Annotated in this window: 16 protein-coding genes; 3 read left to right on the top strand and 13 right to left on the bottom strand. The window is 48.1% G+C overall.

Going from position 1 to position 18697, the window contains the following annotated elements:
- The first annotated feature begins 211 nt into the window (after positions 1-211).
- Positions 212-3268, top strand: coding sequence for a DUF3418 domain-containing protein (locus tag HMPREF9370_RS02635; RefSeq protein WP_009115745.1), 3057 nt, complete (start codon positions 212-214; stop codon positions 3266-3268).
- Between the two features lie 90 nt (positions 3269-3358).
- On the opposite strand, the gene HMPREF9370_RS02630 is transcribed toward HMPREF9370_RS02635, so the two are convergent.
- The 5 genes from HMPREF9370_RS02630 to HMPREF9370_RS02610 form a co-directional block, all read right to left on the bottom strand.
- A complete protein-coding gene (locus HMPREF9370_RS02630) occupies positions 3359-4009 on the bottom strand; it encodes an RloB family protein (protein WP_009115744.1) in 651 nt (216 codons plus the stop codon).
- 15 nt (positions 4010-4024) lie between these two features.
- The gene (locus tag HMPREF9370_RS02625; RefSeq protein ID WP_218915445.1) at positions 4025-5323 is read right to left on the bottom strand and encodes an AAA family ATPase; all 1299 of its coding nucleotides are present in this window, start codon (positions 5321-5323) and stop codon (positions 4025-4027) included.
- A gap of 298 nt (positions 5324-5621) precedes the next feature.
- Entirely contained in the window at positions 5622-5969 is a 348-nt protein-coding gene (locus tag HMPREF9370_RS12180; protein ID WP_009115742.1) for a hypothetical protein, read from the bottom strand.
- Positions 5970-6401: 432 nt separating this feature from the next.
- Positions 6402-8039, bottom strand: coding sequence for a flavin monoamine oxidase family protein (locus HMPREF9370_RS02615; RefSeq protein ID WP_009115741.1), 1638 nt, complete (start codon positions 8037-8039; stop codon positions 6402-6404).
- 143 nt (positions 8040-8182) lie between these two features.
- Complete coding sequence (locus HMPREF9370_RS02610) at positions 8183-8935, bottom strand: peptidoglycan DD-metalloendopeptidase family protein (protein WP_009115740.1); 753 nt, start codon at positions 8933-8935, stop codon at positions 8183-8185.
- A gap of 66 nt (positions 8936-9001) precedes the next feature.
- Here HMPREF9370_RS02610 and HMPREF9370_RS02605 point away from each other — a divergent pair, with 66 nt between their 5' ends.
- Positions 9002-9490: an FxsA family protein gene (locus HMPREF9370_RS02605; protein ID WP_040666820.1), complete on the top strand. Its 489-nt coding sequence runs from the start codon at positions 9002-9004 to the stop codon at positions 9488-9490.
- Between the two features lie 107 nt (positions 9491-9597).
- Here the strand turns inward: HMPREF9370_RS02605 and HMPREF9370_RS02600 are convergent, their stop codons facing one another.
- The 4 genes from HMPREF9370_RS02600 to HMPREF9370_RS02585 form a co-directional block, all read right to left on the bottom strand.
- Entirely contained in the window at positions 9598-9981 is a 384-nt protein-coding gene (locus HMPREF9370_RS02600; protein WP_050795398.1) for an ExbD/TolR family protein, read from the bottom strand.
- 45 nt (positions 9982-10026) lie between these two features.
- Entirely contained in the window at positions 10027-10686 is a 660-nt protein-coding gene (locus tag HMPREF9370_RS02595) for a MotA/TolQ/ExbB proton channel family protein (protein WP_009115737.1), read from the bottom strand.
- A 94-nt stretch (positions 10687-10780) separates the two neighbouring features.
- On the bottom strand, positions 10781-11590 hold the full coding sequence (locus HMPREF9370_RS02590; RefSeq protein ID WP_156792962.1) for a TonB family protein: 810 nt from the start codon (positions 11588-11590) through the stop codon (positions 10781-10783).
- Between the two features lie 496 nt (positions 11591-12086).
- Positions 12087-12401, bottom strand: coding sequence for a DUF5339 domain-containing protein (locus tag HMPREF9370_RS02585; protein WP_040666819.1), 315 nt, complete (start codon positions 12399-12401; stop codon positions 12087-12089).
- 442 nt (positions 12402-12843) lie between these two features.
- On the opposite strand from HMPREF9370_RS02585, the gene carA reads away from it, so the two are divergent.
- Complete coding sequence (carA, locus tag HMPREF9370_RS02580) at positions 12844-13974, top strand: glutamine-hydrolyzing carbamoyl-phosphate synthase small subunit (RefSeq protein ID WP_009115734.1); 1131 nt, start codon at positions 12844-12846, stop codon at positions 13972-13974.
- A 79-nt stretch (positions 13975-14053) separates the two neighbouring features.
- Here carA and proB read toward each other — a convergent pair whose 3' ends face one another.
- The 4 genes from proB to HMPREF9370_RS02560 all read right to left on the bottom strand — a co-directional run bounded on the left by proB (position 14054) and on the right by HMPREF9370_RS02560 (position 18666).
- A complete protein-coding gene (proB, locus tag HMPREF9370_RS02575; RefSeq protein ID WP_009115733.1) occupies positions 14054-15184 on the bottom strand; it encodes a glutamate 5-kinase in 1131 nt (376 codons plus the stop codon).
- A gap of 54 nt (positions 15185-15238) precedes the next feature.
- Entirely contained in the window at positions 15239-15538 is a 300-nt protein-coding gene (locus HMPREF9370_RS02570; protein WP_009115732.1) for a DUF2818 family protein, read from the bottom strand.
- Between the two features lie 149 nt (positions 15539-15687).
- Positions 15688-17139 (bottom strand): NADH-quinone oxidoreductase subunit NuoN, encoded by a 1452-nt coding sequence (gene nuoN / locus HMPREF9370_RS02565; RefSeq protein ID WP_009115731.1) that lies wholly within the window; start codon positions 17137-17139, stop codon positions 15688-15690.
- Positions 17140-17148: 9 nt separating this feature from the next.
- Positions 17149-18666, bottom strand: a complete 1518-nt coding sequence (locus tag HMPREF9370_RS02560) for an NADH-quinone oxidoreductase subunit M (RefSeq protein WP_009115730.1) — start codon at positions 18664-18666, stop codon at positions 17149-17151.
- Positions 18667-18697: the final 31 nt, after the last annotated feature.

Genomic DNA, 18697 nt, shown 5'->3' with positions numbered 1-18697 from the left:
GCCTCACAAAAGTTTTCTTGTTATTTTAGTTGGATTTTACATTTTTTCAAATGAAAAAGTGTTATTCATATTCATTTTTTCAAATGAAAGTGCGTTTTCCTGTTTCAGCCTCCTTTTGTATGCGATAAAATGCCCTTCTCAAAATAGTAAAGAACGCTTTCAGGAAACCAACGCGGTTTGTGTAGCGTTCCTAAACAGATAAAAAGCTATCATGCAAAACATCAAAAATAATCAATCGGAAAATACAAATATGCCGTCTGAAGGCAAGCAAAGCGAGTTTCTGCAAAGCAAAAACCTTTCAGACGGCCTGAAACCCGTTTCCCCAAGCAAACCGCGCTACCGCCTAACCAAACTCGGCGAGCAAATGGCACGCCTGCCCATTGATCCGAAAGTCGCCCGCATTCTGCTGGCGGCACAAAAGCACGACTGTATGGCGGAAATACTGGTTATCGTGTCCGCCCTGTCGATTCAAGACCCGCGCGAACGCCCGCTGGAAGCCCGCGAAGCCGCCCAAAAGGCGCATGAACGCTTTACCGACAAGCAGTCCGATTTCCTCGCCTACCTCAATATTTGGGACAGCTTCCAGCGCGAGCGCGACAAAGGTTTGTCCAATAAGCAACTGGTGCAATGGTGCCGCCAATATTTCCTCTCCCACCTGCGGATGCGCGAGTGGCGCGAGTTGCACCACCAGCTTGCCGACATTGCCGTGGAAATGGGTTTGACCACCAAAGAGCAGGCTTTCAGACGGCCTCCTGCACAACCGCAATTGCCGTCTGCAACCGAAGGAAGTCCCTTGCGGAAAAACACCGGCGATCAAGATTTATCTGCCAAACTCAAACAAAAACAACTGGATAAAAAACAGCATCGCGCCCACATCCGCGCCGCCAAAGAAGCGGGCTACGAACAAATCCACCGCGCTCTGCTGACCGGCCTGATCGCCAACGTCGGTATGAAATCGCCCGACGGCCACGACTACACCGGCGCACGCGGCTCGCACTTTCATTTGTTCCCCGCTTCAGCCCTGTTCAAATCCAAACCCAAGTGGGTAATGGCTGCCGAACTCACCGAAACCACCCGCCTTTATGCCCGCGATGTCGCCGCCATCCAGCCCGAATGGATCGAGCAGGAAGCCCCACACCTCGTGCGCTACCACTATTTCGAGCCCCATTGGGAGCAGAAACGCGGCGAAGTCGTCGCCAGCGAACGCGTTACCCTCTACGGCCTTACCGTGCTGCCGCGCCGCCCCGTTGCCTACGGCAAAGTCGCCCCCGAAGAAGCCCGCGAAATCTTTATCCGCAGCGCACTGGTGGCGCAGGAATGCAATCTTCAGACGGCCTTTTTTATCCACAACAAAAAACTGATTAAAGAAATCAGCGAGTTGGAGCACAAATCGCGCAAGCAGGACGTGCTGGTGGACGAAGAAGCCTTGTTTGAGTTTTACAACCGGCGTTTACCGCAGTTTTACGAGCCGTCTGAAAAGGTAGGTCGGGCCTCCTTGCCCGACGACATAGGCCTGTCTGAAAGTGCAGAAAACGTAGGTCGGATTCTCGAATCCGACAACACGGGAGAAACAAAGGCAATCCCCGATTCAACTGCAAATATCATGTCGGATACAAGTATCCGACCTACGAAAACTAAAACCGTAGGTCGGGCATCCTTGCCCGACAATACAGGCCTGTCTAAAAACGTAGATCGAGCATCCCTACCCAGCACCACCGCCCCCGTTTCAGACGGCCTTTCAGGTAGCCCGCACCACACAGGCCGTCTGAAAAAACCATTGCCCCTTGCCGACATCCGCACCTTCCAAAGCTGGCTTAAAACCGCCGAACGCGACAACCCGCGCCTGCTCTTCCTCACCCGCGAAGACCTCATGCAGCACGCCGCCGCGCACATCACCGAAGCCCAATTCCCCCACCATTGGCAAAACAGCGACGGCAAATTCAAACTCAGTTACCGCTTCGAGCCGCACCACCCGCTCGACGGCGTAACCCTTACCCTGCCGCTCACCGTGCTCAACCGCCTCCACGCCCCCGCGCTCGAATGGCTCGTGCCCGGCATGTTGCGCGAAAAACTGCAACTGCTTATCAAAGCCCTGCCCAAACAAATCCGCCGCATCTGCGTGCCCGTGCCCGACTTCATCACCCAATTTTTAGAAAGCAACCCCAACCGCCAAGAGCCGATCATCCCCCAGCTTGCCCGCTTTATCGCCAAAACCGCCGGCGACATGCGCCTGCTCGAGCAAATCGACCAAGACGAATGGAGCGCATTCAAACTACCCGAGCATTGCTATTTCAACCTCCGCATCATCGACGACGGCGGCCAAGAGCTTGCCTCCGGCCGCGATTTAGCCAAACTCCAACAAGAGCTAGGCCAAGCCGCCGCCGTAACCTTCCGCGACAACACCCAAGAATTCGAGCGCGACAACCTCACCAACTGGGACATCGGAACGCTACCTGAAAGCATCAAATTCGCCCGCGGCAAACAACAGCTCACCGGCTACCTCGGCCTGCAAAAAGAAAAAAACAACACCATCGCCCTGCGCCTGTTCGACACCCCCGAGGCCGCCGAACAAGCCCACCGTCAAGGCGTGATCGCCCTCATGCAGCTCCAGCTCAAAGAGCACATGAAAGACCTCAACAAAGGCACACAAGGCTTCACCCAAGCCGCCATGCTGCTCAAACACATCAGTGCCGACAACCTGCGCGACGACCTCACCGCCGCCATCTGCGACCGTGCCTTTATCGGAGACGACGAGTTGCCCCGCAGCGAAAAAGCCTTTAAAGAACAAATCAAACGCGCCCGCAGCCGCCTGCCCGCCGTCAAAGAAGCCATCAGCCGCTACCTGCAAGACACCACCGCCGCCTACGCAGAACTCAACGGCAAACTCGGCAAACACCCGCTCACCCATCTGCTGCGCGAACGCACCCAAACCCTGTTGTCCGCCGGATTCGCCAGCCGCACCCCTTGGAGCCAATGGCCGCGCCTACCCGTCTACCTCAAAGCCATGACCCTGCGCATGGAAAAATACAGCACCAACCCCGCCCGCGATGCCGCCCGTGAAGCCGATATTCAGGAGTTGGAACAGATGTGGCAAGAAAAAACAGACAGCCTGTTGAAACAAAACCAACCCGTTTCAGACGGCCTCAAGATGTTTAAATGGCAGATTGAGGAATTGCGCGTGTCACTGTTTGCGCAGGAATTGAAGACACCGAGTCCGGTGTCGGTGAAGAGGTTGATGAAGGAGTGGGAGAGGTTGAATAAAGGGTAGAAAAAAGGCCATCTGAAAAGTTTCAGATGGCCTTGCTTTTGAAACAAGAATCTTAAAAATAATTTATAAAATAATTTATATAAAACTTATCTATCTATTTTTTAAATTTAATAATTTCTCTATTATTTCTGGCATAAGAGTAGTTGGATTATCTGTATGATTTTGCTCGGCCTCTGTATTCGCTCTTCGAGCATTCTCTATAGCAAATTTGACCGAATCTTTTACTACCTGAAAAATTTTGCTATTACCTTTCTCATAATCAAGTATAAATTCTTTAAGCTTAGACATTACACTTACCGCATTATTGAAAGGCTGTGTGGTATATTGAAAATGGAGTAACAACCAATACTCAAAGCATGGTATTGATGTAATAGCAAAAAATGTATTTTTAGGCTGTTGTGACGTGATTTTACGAATTGTCTCATCATAGCAGCTATGGTTATCTTTATCGAAAACACAATATACTTTATCAAATGGATTTCGCTGCTTCTCTGATTCTTTGAATATTTCCAGTGCCCTCTCAAATACACTTTTAGGGGAAGAACCGCAATTACCAGTGATTTCAACATTTGCAGTATGTAAACTCAAACTATCACATAACCCTTGAAAATAGTATGGCTCTGTTTTTTCTCCTTCGCAAACTATTAAAATTCTCTCATAGGGTTGGCGACAAGCAACCTTCCTTTGATGATCTTTTATTCTTTTTGCCTTACGTTTTTTAAATAAATCATCACTACCCACAAATTTGCTCCTATCCTATAAGGTATCTAAAGAACGTAGAAATGGCAGCGCACCGTATCTTCCTGATAAATATGCTGCTTCTAAATTTTCCTTACCTTTCTTAGGACTAAAATCAGATAGCGGATAGACAACTGTTTCTTGTTCTTGGTTTCGTTCACAAAACCAGACTTGATCCCGACGAAAAACATCTTGATTTAAAATAGATGTCTCATGAGTAGTAAAAATTAATTGTGCATTTTTAGGATTTGTTTTTTTGCTATGAAAAAGCCCAACTAAAAACTGTACTAATTTAGGATGAAGATTATCATGTAGTTCATCAACAAATAAAACATATCCATTGGTTAATACATCAAGCCAAGGTCCAGCAAAAGCAAAAAATTTCTGTGTGCCATCAGATTCTTCTTCCAAATCAAACCTAATAGAATTCCCTTGACTATCAAGATGAATTGTTTGGATATTCATCATTTTTTTATCTTTCATACCATCAATGATAATTTCTCTAAGTGATTCTGGCATATCATTGGGTAAAACTGAGGGAGAAAAATCTTCTGTTTCAATATTGATATCACTAATATTTAAATCAGCAGCATGCATGAATTTTAGAATTTCCTCTTTTCTATTTTCCATACATAAAGAAGCACTATATTCAGGGCCAAAACCACCGACAGAGCTAAATCTTAATGTTTCTTTGAACCAATCGAATAGTGGTTTTAACTGCTCACTATTTAATTGTACCGCAGTAGACAAGAACAACGCATTTTCTCTAGTAGCATTCTGCCAGACCTGTTTAGTTCCGGTAAGAAAATTTCCAAACTGCCATTGATATTGATTTTTTTCAGAGCTCCAAATTCGTTCAAACCATTTTTGTGCTCGACCTTTGGGATAGGCGAATAGCCATTCTTCAAAAATTTTTTCTTCTGTTGCACTAAAACCATACTGGTATCTTACGTTATCTACGATAAATACAACTTCAAATTCCGTTGGTTTGCTGATACTGTCCTTATTTAATTTAAATGGAGTAATTGGTAGTTTGCTGCCACGCTGAGATGTTGCTGTGACGATTTGCTTCATTGCTCGAATAGATTTCAATAAATTAGACTTACCGCTTGCATTTGCTCCATAAATTGCTGCGGAATGTAGTAAATCTAAATCTTTAATCCCTTCAACTTCAAAAGCATTATCAGGAAGTTCATTGCCTTTACTTTTAACTAAGCTTAAAGTTTGAGAGTTACAGAAAGACCGAAAATTGGTTACGCTAAATTCAATAAGCATTTCAATTCCCATTTCGTGGTATTTTTTGGAAAATTTTTCCAAAAAATACCACGAAAGATATATTGGGTGCAAATTTTTTACTCAAAAGGTAAGAAGCAAATAGGTTTGATTGTAAAGCAAGCCGTAGCCTGTATGTAGAGTATATACCATGGGCACGCACGCGTTGTTTGCTTTTCCAATAACCGTGTGCGTGGTTTGCGCCGCACACTCTACCAGCCACTACTGTCGACAATATGATAATTGATGTATAGAAACAGTAAGGCCGTCTGAAAATGCTTGCCATAAGATTTTCAGACGGCCTTCGTTATATGGGTACTCGTTGGCAGTTGGATGTAATAAGCTATTTATTCTCTTCTAACACAATGGGTTCGAAGTCAAATGTGTACTCCATAATTTCACCGGTCGCGACGTGCCTGTGGGCTTGCGGTTCGATTTTTAGATATTTTACCGTGAACATTTTGTTTTCTGTGGGTTTGGGAACGGGAGTGTAAACACTTGTAATGAAACGCATGTCCGGCAGGCTGAACAATAATGCTTCTACTTTTACTGTGCTGTTTTCTCCTGATTCGTTTGTGTAGCCGGTATATAAGTTGGTAACCGGTGGGAGCAATATTGCATAGCTGGGCGAGCAAAATGATTGATAGTGTTGAATTTGCGGATCGGATTCGCCATTACACTGCAACCACATGAATGTGTTTTGCCATTTAAAAACATCGGGCACACTTTTGACCTTTATGCCGGAAGTGATGGGGCAGTTGAGGCTGGCCAGTTCACTGAGATATAGTCAATCCACTTAACTTTTACTACGGCGTTGCTGCGCCTTGCCGTACTACCTGTACTGTCTGCGGCTTGCTGCCTTGTATTAAAAATTAAGTGGATTGACTATCGTGGTCGGGGAGTGGGGCTTGGTCTTTTTAATCTCTTAATAAGCTGTCGTAATCTTTAAATAAATTGCGCAAGCTGGAATGATATTCAGCCTGCGCAGCCTAACCGGCACCAGCCGTGATGCGGCAGTTAATCTATGGAAACGATAAGACCGCCTGAAATATCGTTCCGGACGGCCTTCTTATCTATCTTAGTGTTGCCTCAATATCTAAAAATCAATCTGTCTAAAACCTTTTCAGACAGGCATTTCCAATATGCTTTTGGCTGCTTCCACGCCCCAGTAAGCGGCTTCTTCAAATACCGAATAGCCGCTCAAATCGCTGTGTGCAAACACAATCCGCGAGAGGTGGTTGCGCAGGGCGTGCAGCAGCGGGCGGTTGAGGTAGCCGGGTTGTGGCACGCTCATGCCATGGCCGCGCACGGTGATGTCGGCATGCTTTACATGGTTTAAAACGCGTTTGCCGTAGGCTGCGGTTAGGTCTTTTGCGGCATAGTCGAGCAGGGTTTGGTCGGATGCTTCGAGCAGCCATTGGCGGATGCGTTGCGGGGTGTCGTGGTTGAGTGCATGGTAAGTGGTGAACACGGTTTCGGCGGGCTTGGCGGTGCGGATAAACTGGTTGGTCGCCACCACATAGCCCAAGCCTTTGCTGCCGTAAACCACGTTATCCCAAGCCAGCTCGCTCCCGCCGGTTTCCTGCGGGAAGCGGCGCATCACGAAATTGGCCACCAGCCACGGGGCGTATTCAGACAGGCCTGTCTGAAAACCGTAATCGCCCGCCCGCTCCAATATTCTGGCCGCCACCATCAAGGGCATGGCGCTGATTAGGCGCTTGGCGTGCACGGCAACGGTTTCGCCGCTTTGGTTATGCCGCAGCCACACTTCTACATGGTGTTCGGTTTCTTTGATTTTGACTGCGGAGGCATCGAATGAAGCGGGTTGGGGAAACTCCGGCGCCGAAGTATCGGGCAAACGCGGCAGGGCTTGCAGCTTGGTGCGTTTGCGCAGGGCTTCGGAAAGGTGCGCCAAGCCGTCGGGCCAAGTGAGCACGGCATCATCTTCGTTGCCGCGCGCAGCAAAATAGTGTAATCCGGCAAAGGCGGAAACTTGTGCGATGCCCTGCCCGTAGTCGTCGCGGCAGCAATAATCGAGATACCAAAGCAGCGTGGGCGAGCGGTATTTTTGCTGTGTCAGCCATTGGGCGAAAGTAAGGCGGTCGAGACGGCGCCAGTTTTCGTCTGCCGAAGACAATACTATGGGGATGGCGAAAAGTTTGCGCCCGTCGCTGCCGCGGGCGGTTTTGATTTGGCGGATAAAATCGAAAAAGCGGCGGGTGTCGGCATCGTCTTTCGGAATCAGGTGCTCCTGCCATTTGCCTTGATAAAGTAAGCGCTCTTGCGGGGCGTAAACCAAATCGGTTTCGCGGTAAACCGGCTTGCCGGCTTGATTGAAGCCTTCGATGATGCCCAAATCAGCCAGTATTTCACGCACATAAACGCTTTCTCGGGATGGCAGCGCAAGATAGTGCGCGCCGGTGGGGGCGCCGAGTTTTTGCCCGGTGTAATAGCCTGCGTTGTTGCCGTTTCGTTCAAAGCCTTCGGCCAGCAGAATATTGCGGTGTCCGTTTTTTTCCAGATACCACAAGGCGCTCAATGCTGCTGCGCCGCTGCCGAGAATCAGTGTGTCGCAATGGTAGGTTTTGGCCGGTGTTTGAAGCAAGGCGCCGTCACGCAGCAGATGCCCCAGCGGCAGGCCGACACGGTTAACCTTTATGCTCGGCATCGGGTTTAAATGGCGGTGTATCAGCCATGAAGCGGATGCGGCGGCGGTGAGTGTGGCGGTATAGCCGAGAAACTGGCGGCGGGTGGATTTCATGTTTCAGACAGGCATATGAAGAATAGCGGCATTATATAACCAAATAACTGAATCACCGGATAGCTTCAGCATAAACAGCTATCCGGTGATTCAGTTATCGGGTTATTTAGAATCCGCTTAAGCCCATACTTGGGCAAAGCCGGTTATTGATTCAAATAGGTCAAAGGGTTCACGGCTTTGCCGCCCACACGCACTTCAAAATGCAGCTTCACGCGGTCGGTTTCGCTGTCGCCCATGGTGGCGATTTGCTCGCCGGCTTTTACGGTTTGGTCTTTCTTAACCAGAATCTGGTCGTTGTGGGCATAGGCGGTTAAGGTGCTGCGGTTGTGGCTGATTAAAATCAGCTTGCCGTAGCCGCGCACGCCTTCGCCCGCAAACAATACTTTGCCCGCTTCGGCCGCGCGCACGGGCGTGCCGCGTTCCCCTGCAAAATCAATGCCTTTGTTGGTGGAGCCGTTGTAGTTGGCAATGATTTGGCGGTTATCCACCGGCCATTTCATCGGCATAACCGTATTGGTGGGCTTCACTTCTTTGGCGACAGGGGCAACACCGGCGCCGCCTTTATCGGCTTTGTCGCTCACTTTCAGCACTTGCCCCACTTCGATACGGGTAGGGTCAACAAGGTTATTCCATTTAGCCAAAGTGGCGGCGCTCTGACCAAAACGCAGGCCGATGCGGTAAAGGTTATCACCGCTTTGTACGCGGTAATAGCCGGGCGGCACCGGGCCTTTGGTATTGGGCGCGCCCACGCAGGCAGCGGTTAATAAAACAACGCCTGCTAAGGCGGTATTCAAAAATTGTATAAAAATGACATTCTTTTTCATAGTGCGCAAAGGATAAACAAATTCGCCGCATTTGGCGCTTGCTTTACCTTTTTTTACGGCGGAATAATACAAAACTGTTTCTTGAAAACAAATGGTTTTGGCGTTATGTTACAGGCTCATGCAAACAAGGAACGCAACATGCAATATTTCGGTATCATTTTTTTGGTTATGCTGTTTTTGGAAATCATGTCCATCGTGTGGGTGGCGGATTGGCTCGGCGGCGGCGTAACCCTTTTGCTGATGGTTGCCAGCTTTGTGCTCGGGATTTTCATGCTGCGCCGTATGGGCACTTCGGGCGTGTTGCTGGCTGCGGCGGCCATGCGTACCGGAGGGAAAGTGTCGCTTTACCAGCTGCTTTGGCCGATTCGCTATGCCGTAGCAGGGGTTTTGCTGCTCAGCCCGGGTTTCGTTTCCATGCTTGCCGCGTTGGTTTTGATGCTGCCTTTCAAAGGCAAACCGGTGGCCGATTTGAGCGGCGGCAGCCACAGCAATGAGCAGGACGGTTTTACTTACACGGCCCACAGGCGCTATGGTAACCAAGACGATGTGATCGAGGGTGAATACACGGTTACCGACAGCCCCGAGAAAAAAGACACGGTGGACTATTTGGAAGATAAATCGAAATGAAAGATGTTGCCGTAAGGCTCACCGCTTCACAACGATACCGCCAACACACAAAACAGATGCCTGTCTGAAAACAGTTTTCAGACAGGCATCTGTTTATCAAAGTTATTCTATTTCGCTTTCACTTCCGTTACAAAGCCCACTTTCGACACACCCGCATCCTTAGCCGCGTTCAGCGCCTGAGCCACCGCATCGTAAGATACGTCTTTATCGGCATCAATCTCCAAAACCACATTGTTGTTTTTAGTTTTGGCTTCTTTCAAGGCATCGTCCAAATCGGCAAGCGGTGTTTCTTTCTCACCTAAAACATATTTTCCTTTTACATCAATCGCCAAGCGTAAAGGCTCTTTCGGCTCGTCTTTAGGTTTGGCCGCTTCCGAGGCCGTGGGCAATTGAATCGGGATGGAATGCGTTAGCACCGGCATGGTTATCATAAACACAATCAACAGCACCAGCATCACGTCAACCAGCGGGGTAACGTTCATATCGGCCATCGGCGATTCATCTTGGCCGTAGCCGTGTCCAAAATCTTTCACCGCTTACTCCTTACTGTTCAAAATCTGAACATGCAATTCGTGCGCAAAAGCATGCATGTCTTGGCCCAATTTTTTATTGCTGCGAACCAAAAAGTTATACGCCAAAACCGCAGGAATCGCCACAAACAAGCCAAAGGCCGTAGCCACCAGCGCCTCACCGATCGGGCCGGCCACCGCAGCAATGCTCATCTGGCCGCTGTGGCTGATGTTGATTAACGCATGGTAAATACCCCAAACCGTACCAAACAGGCCGATAAACGGCGCTGTGGCACCAATCGAAGCCAAAGCCGTCATCCCGCCTTCAAACTTGCGCATAATCATGCCCATCTTATGATGAATCTGACGCAGCATAAATTGGTTGAACGGCAGATGGGTAGACAAATCCTGCGAGCTGCCGCTGTGATACAGCTTATTGGCGCGCACCGCATCCTGAAGCAGCTCGCCCATCGGCGAATGGTTTTGCGCCGCCATTTTTTCCGCATCCTGCCACGATTTGTTGGACCAAACCGTATCATGAATCTGCGCATTCGCAGATTTTGCTTTCATCAATTTAATGGCACGGATAATGATAATGCTCCAAGTGGCAATACTCATCAGTACAAGAATCATAAACACCGAAATCAAAACGGCATCGCCCGATTGAAAAACTAAAGATAAATTCATAATATTTCCGTTACTCAAAAATAAACTAAATACTGTTGCAAGCTGTTTGGCATTTTCAGACAGGCCTCATCCAGCCTGCCCTCTTGAATACCTTTTATTGGTTTAACCTAAAAGACACATTGCCCACATATACGCCCGGGCCGCTGAATTTGCTGCTGCCCCGCACCGTGCGCTTGGCTTCATTATCCAGCCGCGAATAGCCGCTGCTCTTAATCACTTCTACCTTCACGCCGCCTCCGGGGCTTACCGTGGCCTTTAAACGCACAGTTCCTTCTTCACCGTTTTCCCTTGAAATGCTCGGATAACTCGGCACGCCGAACGAACCTATATTCCTCACGCCGCCGGAGCCTGCTCCGTCACCTTTGCCACTACCCGAACCGGAACCACTACCCGAGCCCTTTCCGCTTCCCGAACCGGTTCCTGATCCCTCACCGGAGCCTGAGCCGTTACCGGCTTCAGATTTGTTGCCGCTGCCAGAAGCGCCGCTGCCCGACTTTTGCTGATATTCGCCGGCACTCGGTTTAAATGTTTCCTGCCTCCTCGGCAGTGGTTCCGCTTTCTCCTGCGGTTCAGGTTTCGGCTCTGGTTTTACTTCTTTTACTACTTCCCGTTTGGGTTCGGGTTTCGGTTCAAACTTCGGTTTAGCTTCAACTTTCGGTTTGGCTTCAAAATCCGCATCCTTGTTTTGGGTTTTCACAGCAGCCACTTTGGGCTTGGCCGCCTCAACTTTTTTCTCGACCCGTTTAGGTTCAGGCTTGGGTTTAACCACAGTCGGCGGCACCGGCTTGGGCTCGGGCGCAGATTTCTCGGAAACAGCAGGCTCTCCTGCTCCTCCGCCGCCACCTCCGCCGCCCAAATCGACAAACTCGATTTCCATGATTTCCATAGGCTTCGGAGGCGTCATTTTCCATAATGCAGCGATCAACCCCACATGTAAAAGTATGATAACCATCAAAACTGACGGTATTAAAATTCGTTTATTTTCCATAGAAAACTGATATTAATAGCAACCATTTTTATTTGCAAATTATTTTCACTGTTTTCTAAAAAAAAACCTTTTATCTCATTAATGTACCGTCAATTCACCTAATTCTTCAGTTAGGAAATTATGCTAAATATCACGCAAAGTGATTAACAAAATGGAAATTTTTCGCTTTTATGTCAATTCCGCTTATCTCTTGAATTAGGGGCTAAAACCCAACCATACTGTTAAAACATGTCAACTACTTAATTAAAAATGCCTGTCTGAAATTTTTCAGACAGGCATTTTGATATTCGAAAAAGCTGATAGCAAATAAAGCAGTAACCACATAATTAAAAAACAAACTATACGGTAATTGTTTTTCGTTTATTCACTATACCGCTCTTCTTATGTATGAATGTATGAACAACCCGATTCTTTATTCACATTTTGCTGTTTGTGCAACTTGAGTAAACTGATCATTACCCATTTTACACGCTTGAGCCTGTTGATCGGCCGGCAACTCAAGCAAGCCTTTTTTAGATTCTTCCAAACCGGCTTTCAAGCTTTCGATTTGGGCGCCGCCTTTGGCAAAGCATTTTTCCATACGCTCAAAATAAGCTTGGCACTCAGGCGCAAGATTCACAGCGCTTTCAGTTGCCGCACCGGAAGCAGCAGGTGCATCCGCTTTCTTTTCACCACATGCGGTCAATGCAAATGCCATAGTCATCACAGCTAATAATGATTTAGTCATTTTTGTAAACTCCTCTCTAATTTCCGCCCTATTTGAGTTTGCCGGGCTTGATTGAAAATGATTATTTTGGTTCTTCAACCTAAGTATAACTGACCCGATTCCGATAAAAAGGTTTCGCTTTTCTAAGCGCAAACTATGCTGTTCCATAGTTTTGATTGGAATTCATGCCGCTTAGCCCAAGTTAGCATCCATTCATCTCATAACGTATCCATTGTTTTTTGCATGGCATCATGCCTTATTTACTTTTGCTCCCTTGAGCAGAAACATGATTTATTCTAAAATAAACCGCTTCTAAAACATTTAAACCGTTTTAGCTAAAGCACGTCACACAACTTGGCTGCAAGTTGCGAAGCGTGTTTTTTTTCAGCCGTTACCGGCCGCTTGGTTTCCCTTTGCTTGCCAAGCCGCATCAGATTCATTAAAGATTAAACAGGAATCCATCATGACAACCCCCGCAATCTTGGTTCTCGCAGACGGCAGCGTATTTCGCGGTACTTCAATCGGCCACGCAGGCTCGACCTCCGGCGAAGTCGTATTCAACACATCCATGACCGGCTATCAGGAAATCCTTACTGACCCTTCTTACTGCAAACAAATCGTTACCCTTACTTATCCGCACATCGGCAACACAGGCACCAATGAAGAAGATGTGGAAAGCCGCTCTGTATATGCGGCAGGCCTGATTATCCGCGACCTACCGCTTTTACACAGCAATTTCCGCAGTAAAGAAAGTTTGCAGGAATATTTGGTACGCAACCAAACCGTAGCCATTGCCGACATCGATACCCGCCGCCTCACCCGCATTCTGCGCGACAAAGGCGCTCAGGCCGGCGCCATCCTTACCGGAGAAGACGCCACGGAAGAAAAAGCGCGCGAACTGATTGCCGCATTCGGCAGCATGGTCGGCAAAGACTTGGCAAAAGAAGTGAGCTGCACCGAGCCTTACGAATGGACCGAAGGCGAATGGAAATTGGGCAAAGGTTTCCAAACTCCCGAAGAACAGCCTTATCATGTGGTAGCTTATGATTTCGGCGTAAAAACCAATATCTTGCGCATGTTGGCCGAACGCGGCTGCCGCTTAACCGTAGTGCCTGCGCAAACACCGGCCAAAGATGTTTTGGCCATGAACCCAGATGGTGTGTTCCTGTCCAACGGCCCGGGCGACCCCGAGCCATGCGATTATGCAGTTGCAGCGGTGAAAGAATTGCTGGAAAGCAAAAAACCTGTTTTCGGTATTTGCTTAGGCCACCAATTATTAGGGCTGGCTGTTGGCGGCAAAACCCGCAAAATGGCTTTCGGCCACCACGGCGGCAACCATCCCGTACAAGATTTGGAAAACGGCAGAGTTGCGATCACCAGCCAAAACCACGGTTTTGAAGTGGACGCAGACAGCCTACCTGCACATGTTAAAGTTACCCACCGTTCACTGTTTGACGGTTCGCTGCAAGGCATCGAGCTTACCGACCGTGCGGTATTCAGCTTCCAAGGCCATCCCGAGGCCAGCCCCGGCCCGCATGATGTAGCTTATCTGTTTGATAAATTTATTGATAATATGCGTGCTGCAAAAGCCTGATTTGTGTTGTAAAGAATAGAAAATGCCTGTCTGAAAACTCGCGTTGCTCGTTTTCAGACAGGCATTTTCCGTTTTATGCTTACCAATGAAGCGCCATATTGTCTCTGTGAATCAATTCGTCTTCATGCGCATAGCCCAGCCGATCGGCAATTTTACCGGATGGAGTCTGCAAAATTTTAGCCGTTTCCTCGCTGCTGTAATTAACCAACCCGCGCGCAATTTCTTTGCCCTCTTTATTTAACACCGCAACCAATTCGCCACGGTAAAAATGGCCGTTTACTCTGATGCAGCCTACCGGCAACAAACTGGTGTGTTGCTCGGCAACCGCCTTTTCCGCGCCTTGATCAACCACAACGCTTCCCACCATCTGCACATGCCCGAGCAACCACTGTTTGCGCGCATTGATTCGGCTTTGCTCGCTGGTAAACAATGTGCCTATGCTCTCGCCTTTTAGCAAACGCAGCAACACGTTTTCTTCCCTGCCCGACGCAATCACTGTGGCCGCACCGCTTAAGGCGGCGCGTTTCGCAGCCAGCACTTTCGTATACATGCCGCCGGTACCCACGCTGCTGCCCACACCTCCGGCCATACTTTCTAAATCAGGATGCGCGGCAGAAATCTGCCGGATAAATTTGGCTTGCTGGTTCTTACGCGGGTCACTATCATAAAGCCCTTGCTGATCAGTCAGGATAATCAGGGCATCTGCTTCGATTAAGTTGGCCACCAATGCACCGAGGGTATCGTTATCACCCAATTTGATTTCATCAGTGGTTACGGTGTCGTTTTCATTAATGATGGGCACAATGCCCTTTGCCAACAGGGTTTTCAATGTGCTACGCGCATTCAGGTAGCGTGTACGGTTGCTCAAATCATCGTGGGTCAGCAGAATTTGCGCCGTATGTATGCGGTGGGGTGAAAACGCTGTTTCATATGCCTGAGCAATGCCCATCTGCCCTACTGCGGCGGCGGCTTGCAATTCGTTTACGGCTTTAGGCCGCTTGGGCCAACCCAGCCTCTTAATGCCTTCTGCAATGGCACCGCTGGATACGAACACCACTTCAATACCCTGACTTCTCAGCGCTGCAATTTGCGCCGCCCAATTATCCAAAGCAGCCTGATCAATCCCGCGGCCTTCCGCAGTAACCAAACTGGAGCCTGCTTTTACAACGATTGTTTTGGCCTCGGCCAGATTATGGGTTGTCTTTTGCATAGCGTTATCTCTTTTGAAGAAAGACACAATTCACAAACAGCTATATTTCAATGTTTAATCTTGATTTTTCGCATGCCAGAAATAACGCCACACGAAACAAGGAAAGGCAAACACCAAGTACAAGCACACCACAACCGCGTAAAACTCCCAACCTTGGGGATGCACCGTGCCCGAGCGGTTTTCCAGAAAAAAAGCGAGAAAAGCTGTGAAACCGAAGCCTGCCGCCAGTTCGACCAAATGGTGGCCAAAATGTTTAGGCTTCAGTTTGATCAAGCCAAACCAGCGTTGGGTTAAAAACGGAGCGTTGGCAAAAATCAGCGCCAACACCAACAAAATATACATAGATGCGTTCATAATTCCTTATGCTTTGCGTTTCAGACAGGCATTGTTCAAACCAACCGCCCAACAATACAATGCCTGTCTGAAATATCTTTAAATAAGGCATTATATTAACAAAAACGGCAACCCTATGGTTGCCGTTTTATTTTTCAGACAGGCATTGTTTACTGCATGGCCACAGCCTGGCGGACAGCAGCAATACACCATTGCATCACGCTATCCGGCAATACGCCCCACAGTAACAGTAAAAATGCATTCACAGATAACAAAGCCTTCACCGGCAAACCGCTTTCAACCGGACGCTCGGTTTCCGCTTTCTCGAAATACATCACTTTCACAACACGCAGATAATAGAAAGCGCCAATCAGCGACATCACCACAGCGAACACAGCCAACCAAATATGGCCAACGCCAAGCATGGCATTAATAACTGTAAATTTCGCATAGAAGCCCATTAGAGGCGGAATACCGGCCATTGAGAACATGGTCAACAACATCAGAAAAGCATACCAAGCATTACGCTGGTTCAGGCCGGCTAAATCATTGATTTCTTCACATTCATGCTCTTCGTTAGAAAGCAGCATCAACACGCCGAACGCTACCAAGCTCATCACAATATAAGCCAGTGCGTAATAAAGTGCAGAAGCAAATCCTACCATGCTTGCAGTAAACGCCAACAAGATAAAACCCATGTGTGACACGGTTGAATAAGCCAGCATGCGTTTGATATTGGTTTGCATAATGGCAGCCAAATTACCGATCACCAATGAAGCAACAGCCAAAATAATCAGCATTTTGCTCCAGTCGGCAGACATGGTATCCAAACCGCCCACCAAAATACGGAACGCAAACAGCACCGCTGCAATCTTGGGCGCAGTACCTACCAAAGCAGCCACGGAAGTTGGCGCACCTTGGTAAACATCCGGCACCCACATGTGGAAGGGAACTGCACCCAATTTGAATGCAACGGCAACCACAATGAATACCAAACCCAACTTAAGCAGCCATGGAGAGCCGCCCATTACATGGGTCTGCGCCAGAATATCCGCAAAAGCAAGCGAACCTGTTGCACCGTAAACCATAGAAATACCGTAAAGCAGCAAGCCCGAACCTAAGGCGCCCAAAACAAAGTATTTCAACGCAGCCTCGGCAGCATTCGCAGAATGGCGGCGCAAAGCAATCAAAGCGTAAAGAGCCAAGGAGAGAAGCTCCAAACCCAAATAAGCAGTCAGGAAATGGGCTGAGCTGACCATGATGCTGGTACCGGCGAGCGCAAACAGCGATAAGGTATAAAATTCACCTTTGAAAATACCGCGCACTTGGTTATAAGGCTTGGCATAAACAAATATTGCAAATACGGTGGCATACATCACCATTTTTGCCAATTGCGACATACTGTCTGCCACATAGAAGCCATTGAATGCCAGAGTGCTCGCAGGTGACCACACCATATATTGCGCACCTGCAGCCAATACCAAAGTCAGCAGGCTCAGATAATGTGTGATTTTACGATTAGCATCACTAATCCATAAATCCGCCAGCAACACGATAAATAATGCCGAAAGCAGCACAATTTCAGGCATGGCGATATTTAAATTTAAATCAGTCCAGTTCATTCACACACCTCAAATCTTACTTTGCGCTACTTGTACAATCAAATCATTCGCAGCTTGATGTACGACTTCAATAAAAGGTTGCGGCCACAAACCCATACCCAGCACGGCTACTGCCAAAATCGCCAAAATAGCAAACTCGCGGCAGTTGATGTCTTTCATCTCTTTGACTTCCGGGTTCTTGATTTCACCGAAAATCACCCGTTTATACATCCATAAGGTATAAGATGCACCGTAAATCAAGGTAATGGCAGCCAACGCTCCCACCCAGAAATTCACTTCCACAGCACCCATGATTACCATAAACTCACCTACGAAGCCCGAAGTAGCAGGCAGGCCGGCATTGGCCATGCCGAAGAGCATCATAAAAGCAGCAAACTTAGGCATCACGTTTACCACACCGCCGTAATCGGCGATATTGCGGCTGTGCAAACGGTCATACATTACACCGATACACATAAACATAGCAGCCGATACAAAACCGTGGGAAATCATCTGCACAATCGCACCTTTCAGGCCCCAGTCGTTCAATTCACCCAAATTAGCGCCGGAAAACATGCCGCTGAACAGAAAAATACCTAATGTTACAAAGCCCATGTGGCTAATGGATGAATACGCCACCAGTTTTTTCATATCGGTTTGCACCAAAGCCACCATACCGATATAGATCACCGCAATCAGGCTGAGCACAATAATTACCGGTGCAAAATAACGCGAAGCGTCTGGCAGAATCGGCAGGATAAAGCGCAAGAAACCGTATGCACCTACTTTCAGGGTAATCGCTGCCAACACCATAGAACCGCCGGTAGGTGCTTCAACGTGCGCATCAGGCAGCCAAGTATGTACCGGCCACATAGGCACTTTCACTGCAAAAGACAGGAAGAAGGCAATAAACAGCAATTGCTGGATGCCCAAAGGAATCTGCTTCAGATTTTGGAATTCTACGATTGAGAAGCTGCCACCTGCTTGGTATGACAAATAAACCAAAGCTACCAGCATCAACAACGAACCCAGCAAAGTATATAGAAACAGCTTCACAGAAGCATACACACGGCGCGGGCCACCCCACATACCGATAATCAGGTAGAGAGGAATCAACATGCCTTCAAAGAATACATAGAAAAGAATGGCATCTTGTGCGGCAAATGCACCATTAATCAAACCAGACATAATTAAGAATGCCGCCATATACTGCGCCGGACGCTTCTGAATCACTTCCCAACCCGCCAATACCACCATCAAAGTAATAAAAGCATTTAGGATAATAAACAGAACGGAAATACCGTCGACACCCAAGGCATAATTAATGTTCAAGATAGGAATCCAACTATGGAATTCGGTAAACTGGTAACCGCCGCTCAACCGATCAAATTGAGTAAACAGCGGCAGTGTTACCAAAAAACCTGCCAGCGAACCTACCAAAGCAAGAATACGCGCCAAGCCCGCACGCTGGTCTGATCCTGTCGCCAAGACCAGCACACCGGCAATTATCGGCACCCAAATTGCCAAGCTGAGTAAGTTATCAAACATATTCGTAACCTGTTATTCTAAAATTGAATTC

The organism is Neisseria wadsworthii 9715, from assembly GCF_000227765.1.
Classification (GTDB): Bacteria; Pseudomonadota; Gammaproteobacteria; order Burkholderiales; family Neisseriaceae; genus Neisseria; species Neisseria wadsworthii.
This window is presented reverse-complemented; position numbering and strand designations above follow the sequence as displayed.

Excerpts from the sequence above, each read along its gene's own strand:
- nuoN (WP_009115731.1), bottom strand. The coding sequence starts at position 17,139 with ATGAACTGGACTGATTTAAATTTAAATATCGCCATGCCTGAAATTGTG.
- HMPREF9370_RS02560 (WP_009115730.1), bottom strand. The coding sequence starts at position 18,666 with ATGTTTGATAACTTACTCAGCTTGGCAATTTGGGTGCCGATAATTGCC.
- HMPREF9370_RS02635 (WP_009115745.1), top strand. The coding sequence starts at position 212 with ATGCAAAACATCAAAAATAATCAATCGGAAAATACAAATATGCCGTCT.
- HMPREF9370_RS02600 (WP_050795398.1), bottom strand. The coding sequence starts at position 9,981 with ATGGCCGATATGAACGTTACCCCGCTGGTTGACGTGATGCTGGTGCTG.
- HMPREF9370_RS02585 (WP_040666819.1), bottom strand. The coding sequence starts at position 12,401 with ATGACTAAATCATTATTAGCTGTGATGACTATGGCATTTGCATTGACC.
- carA (WP_009115734.1), top strand. The coding sequence starts at position 12,844 with ATGACAACCCCCGCAATCTTGGTTCTCGCAGACGGCAGCGTATTTCGC.
- proB (WP_009115733.1), bottom strand. The coding sequence starts at position 15,184 with ATGCAAAAGACAACCCATAATCTGGCCGAGGCCAAAACAATCGTTGTA.
- HMPREF9370_RS12180 (WP_009115742.1), bottom strand. The coding sequence starts at position 5,969 with ATGTGGTTGCAGTGTAATGGCGAATCCGATCCGCAAATTCAACACTAT.
- HMPREF9370_RS02570 (WP_009115732.1), bottom strand. The coding sequence starts at position 15,538 with ATGAACGCATCTATGTATATTTTGTTGGTGTTGGCGCTGATTTTTGCC.
- HMPREF9370_RS02590 (WP_156792962.1), bottom strand. The coding sequence starts at position 11,590 with ATGACGCCTCCGAAGCCTATGGAAATCATGGAAATCGAGTTTGTCGAT.
- HMPREF9370_RS02615 (WP_009115741.1), bottom strand. The coding sequence starts at position 8,039 with ATGAAATCCACCCGCCGCCAGTTTCTCGGCTATACCGCCACACTCACC.
- HMPREF9370_RS02595 (WP_009115737.1), bottom strand. The coding sequence starts at position 10,686 with ATGAATTTATCTTTAGTTTTTCAATCGGGCGATGCCGTTTTGATTTCG.
- HMPREF9370_RS02605 (WP_040666820.1), top strand. The coding sequence starts at position 9,002 with ATGCAATATTTCGGTATCATTTTTTTGGTTATGCTGTTTTTGGAAATC.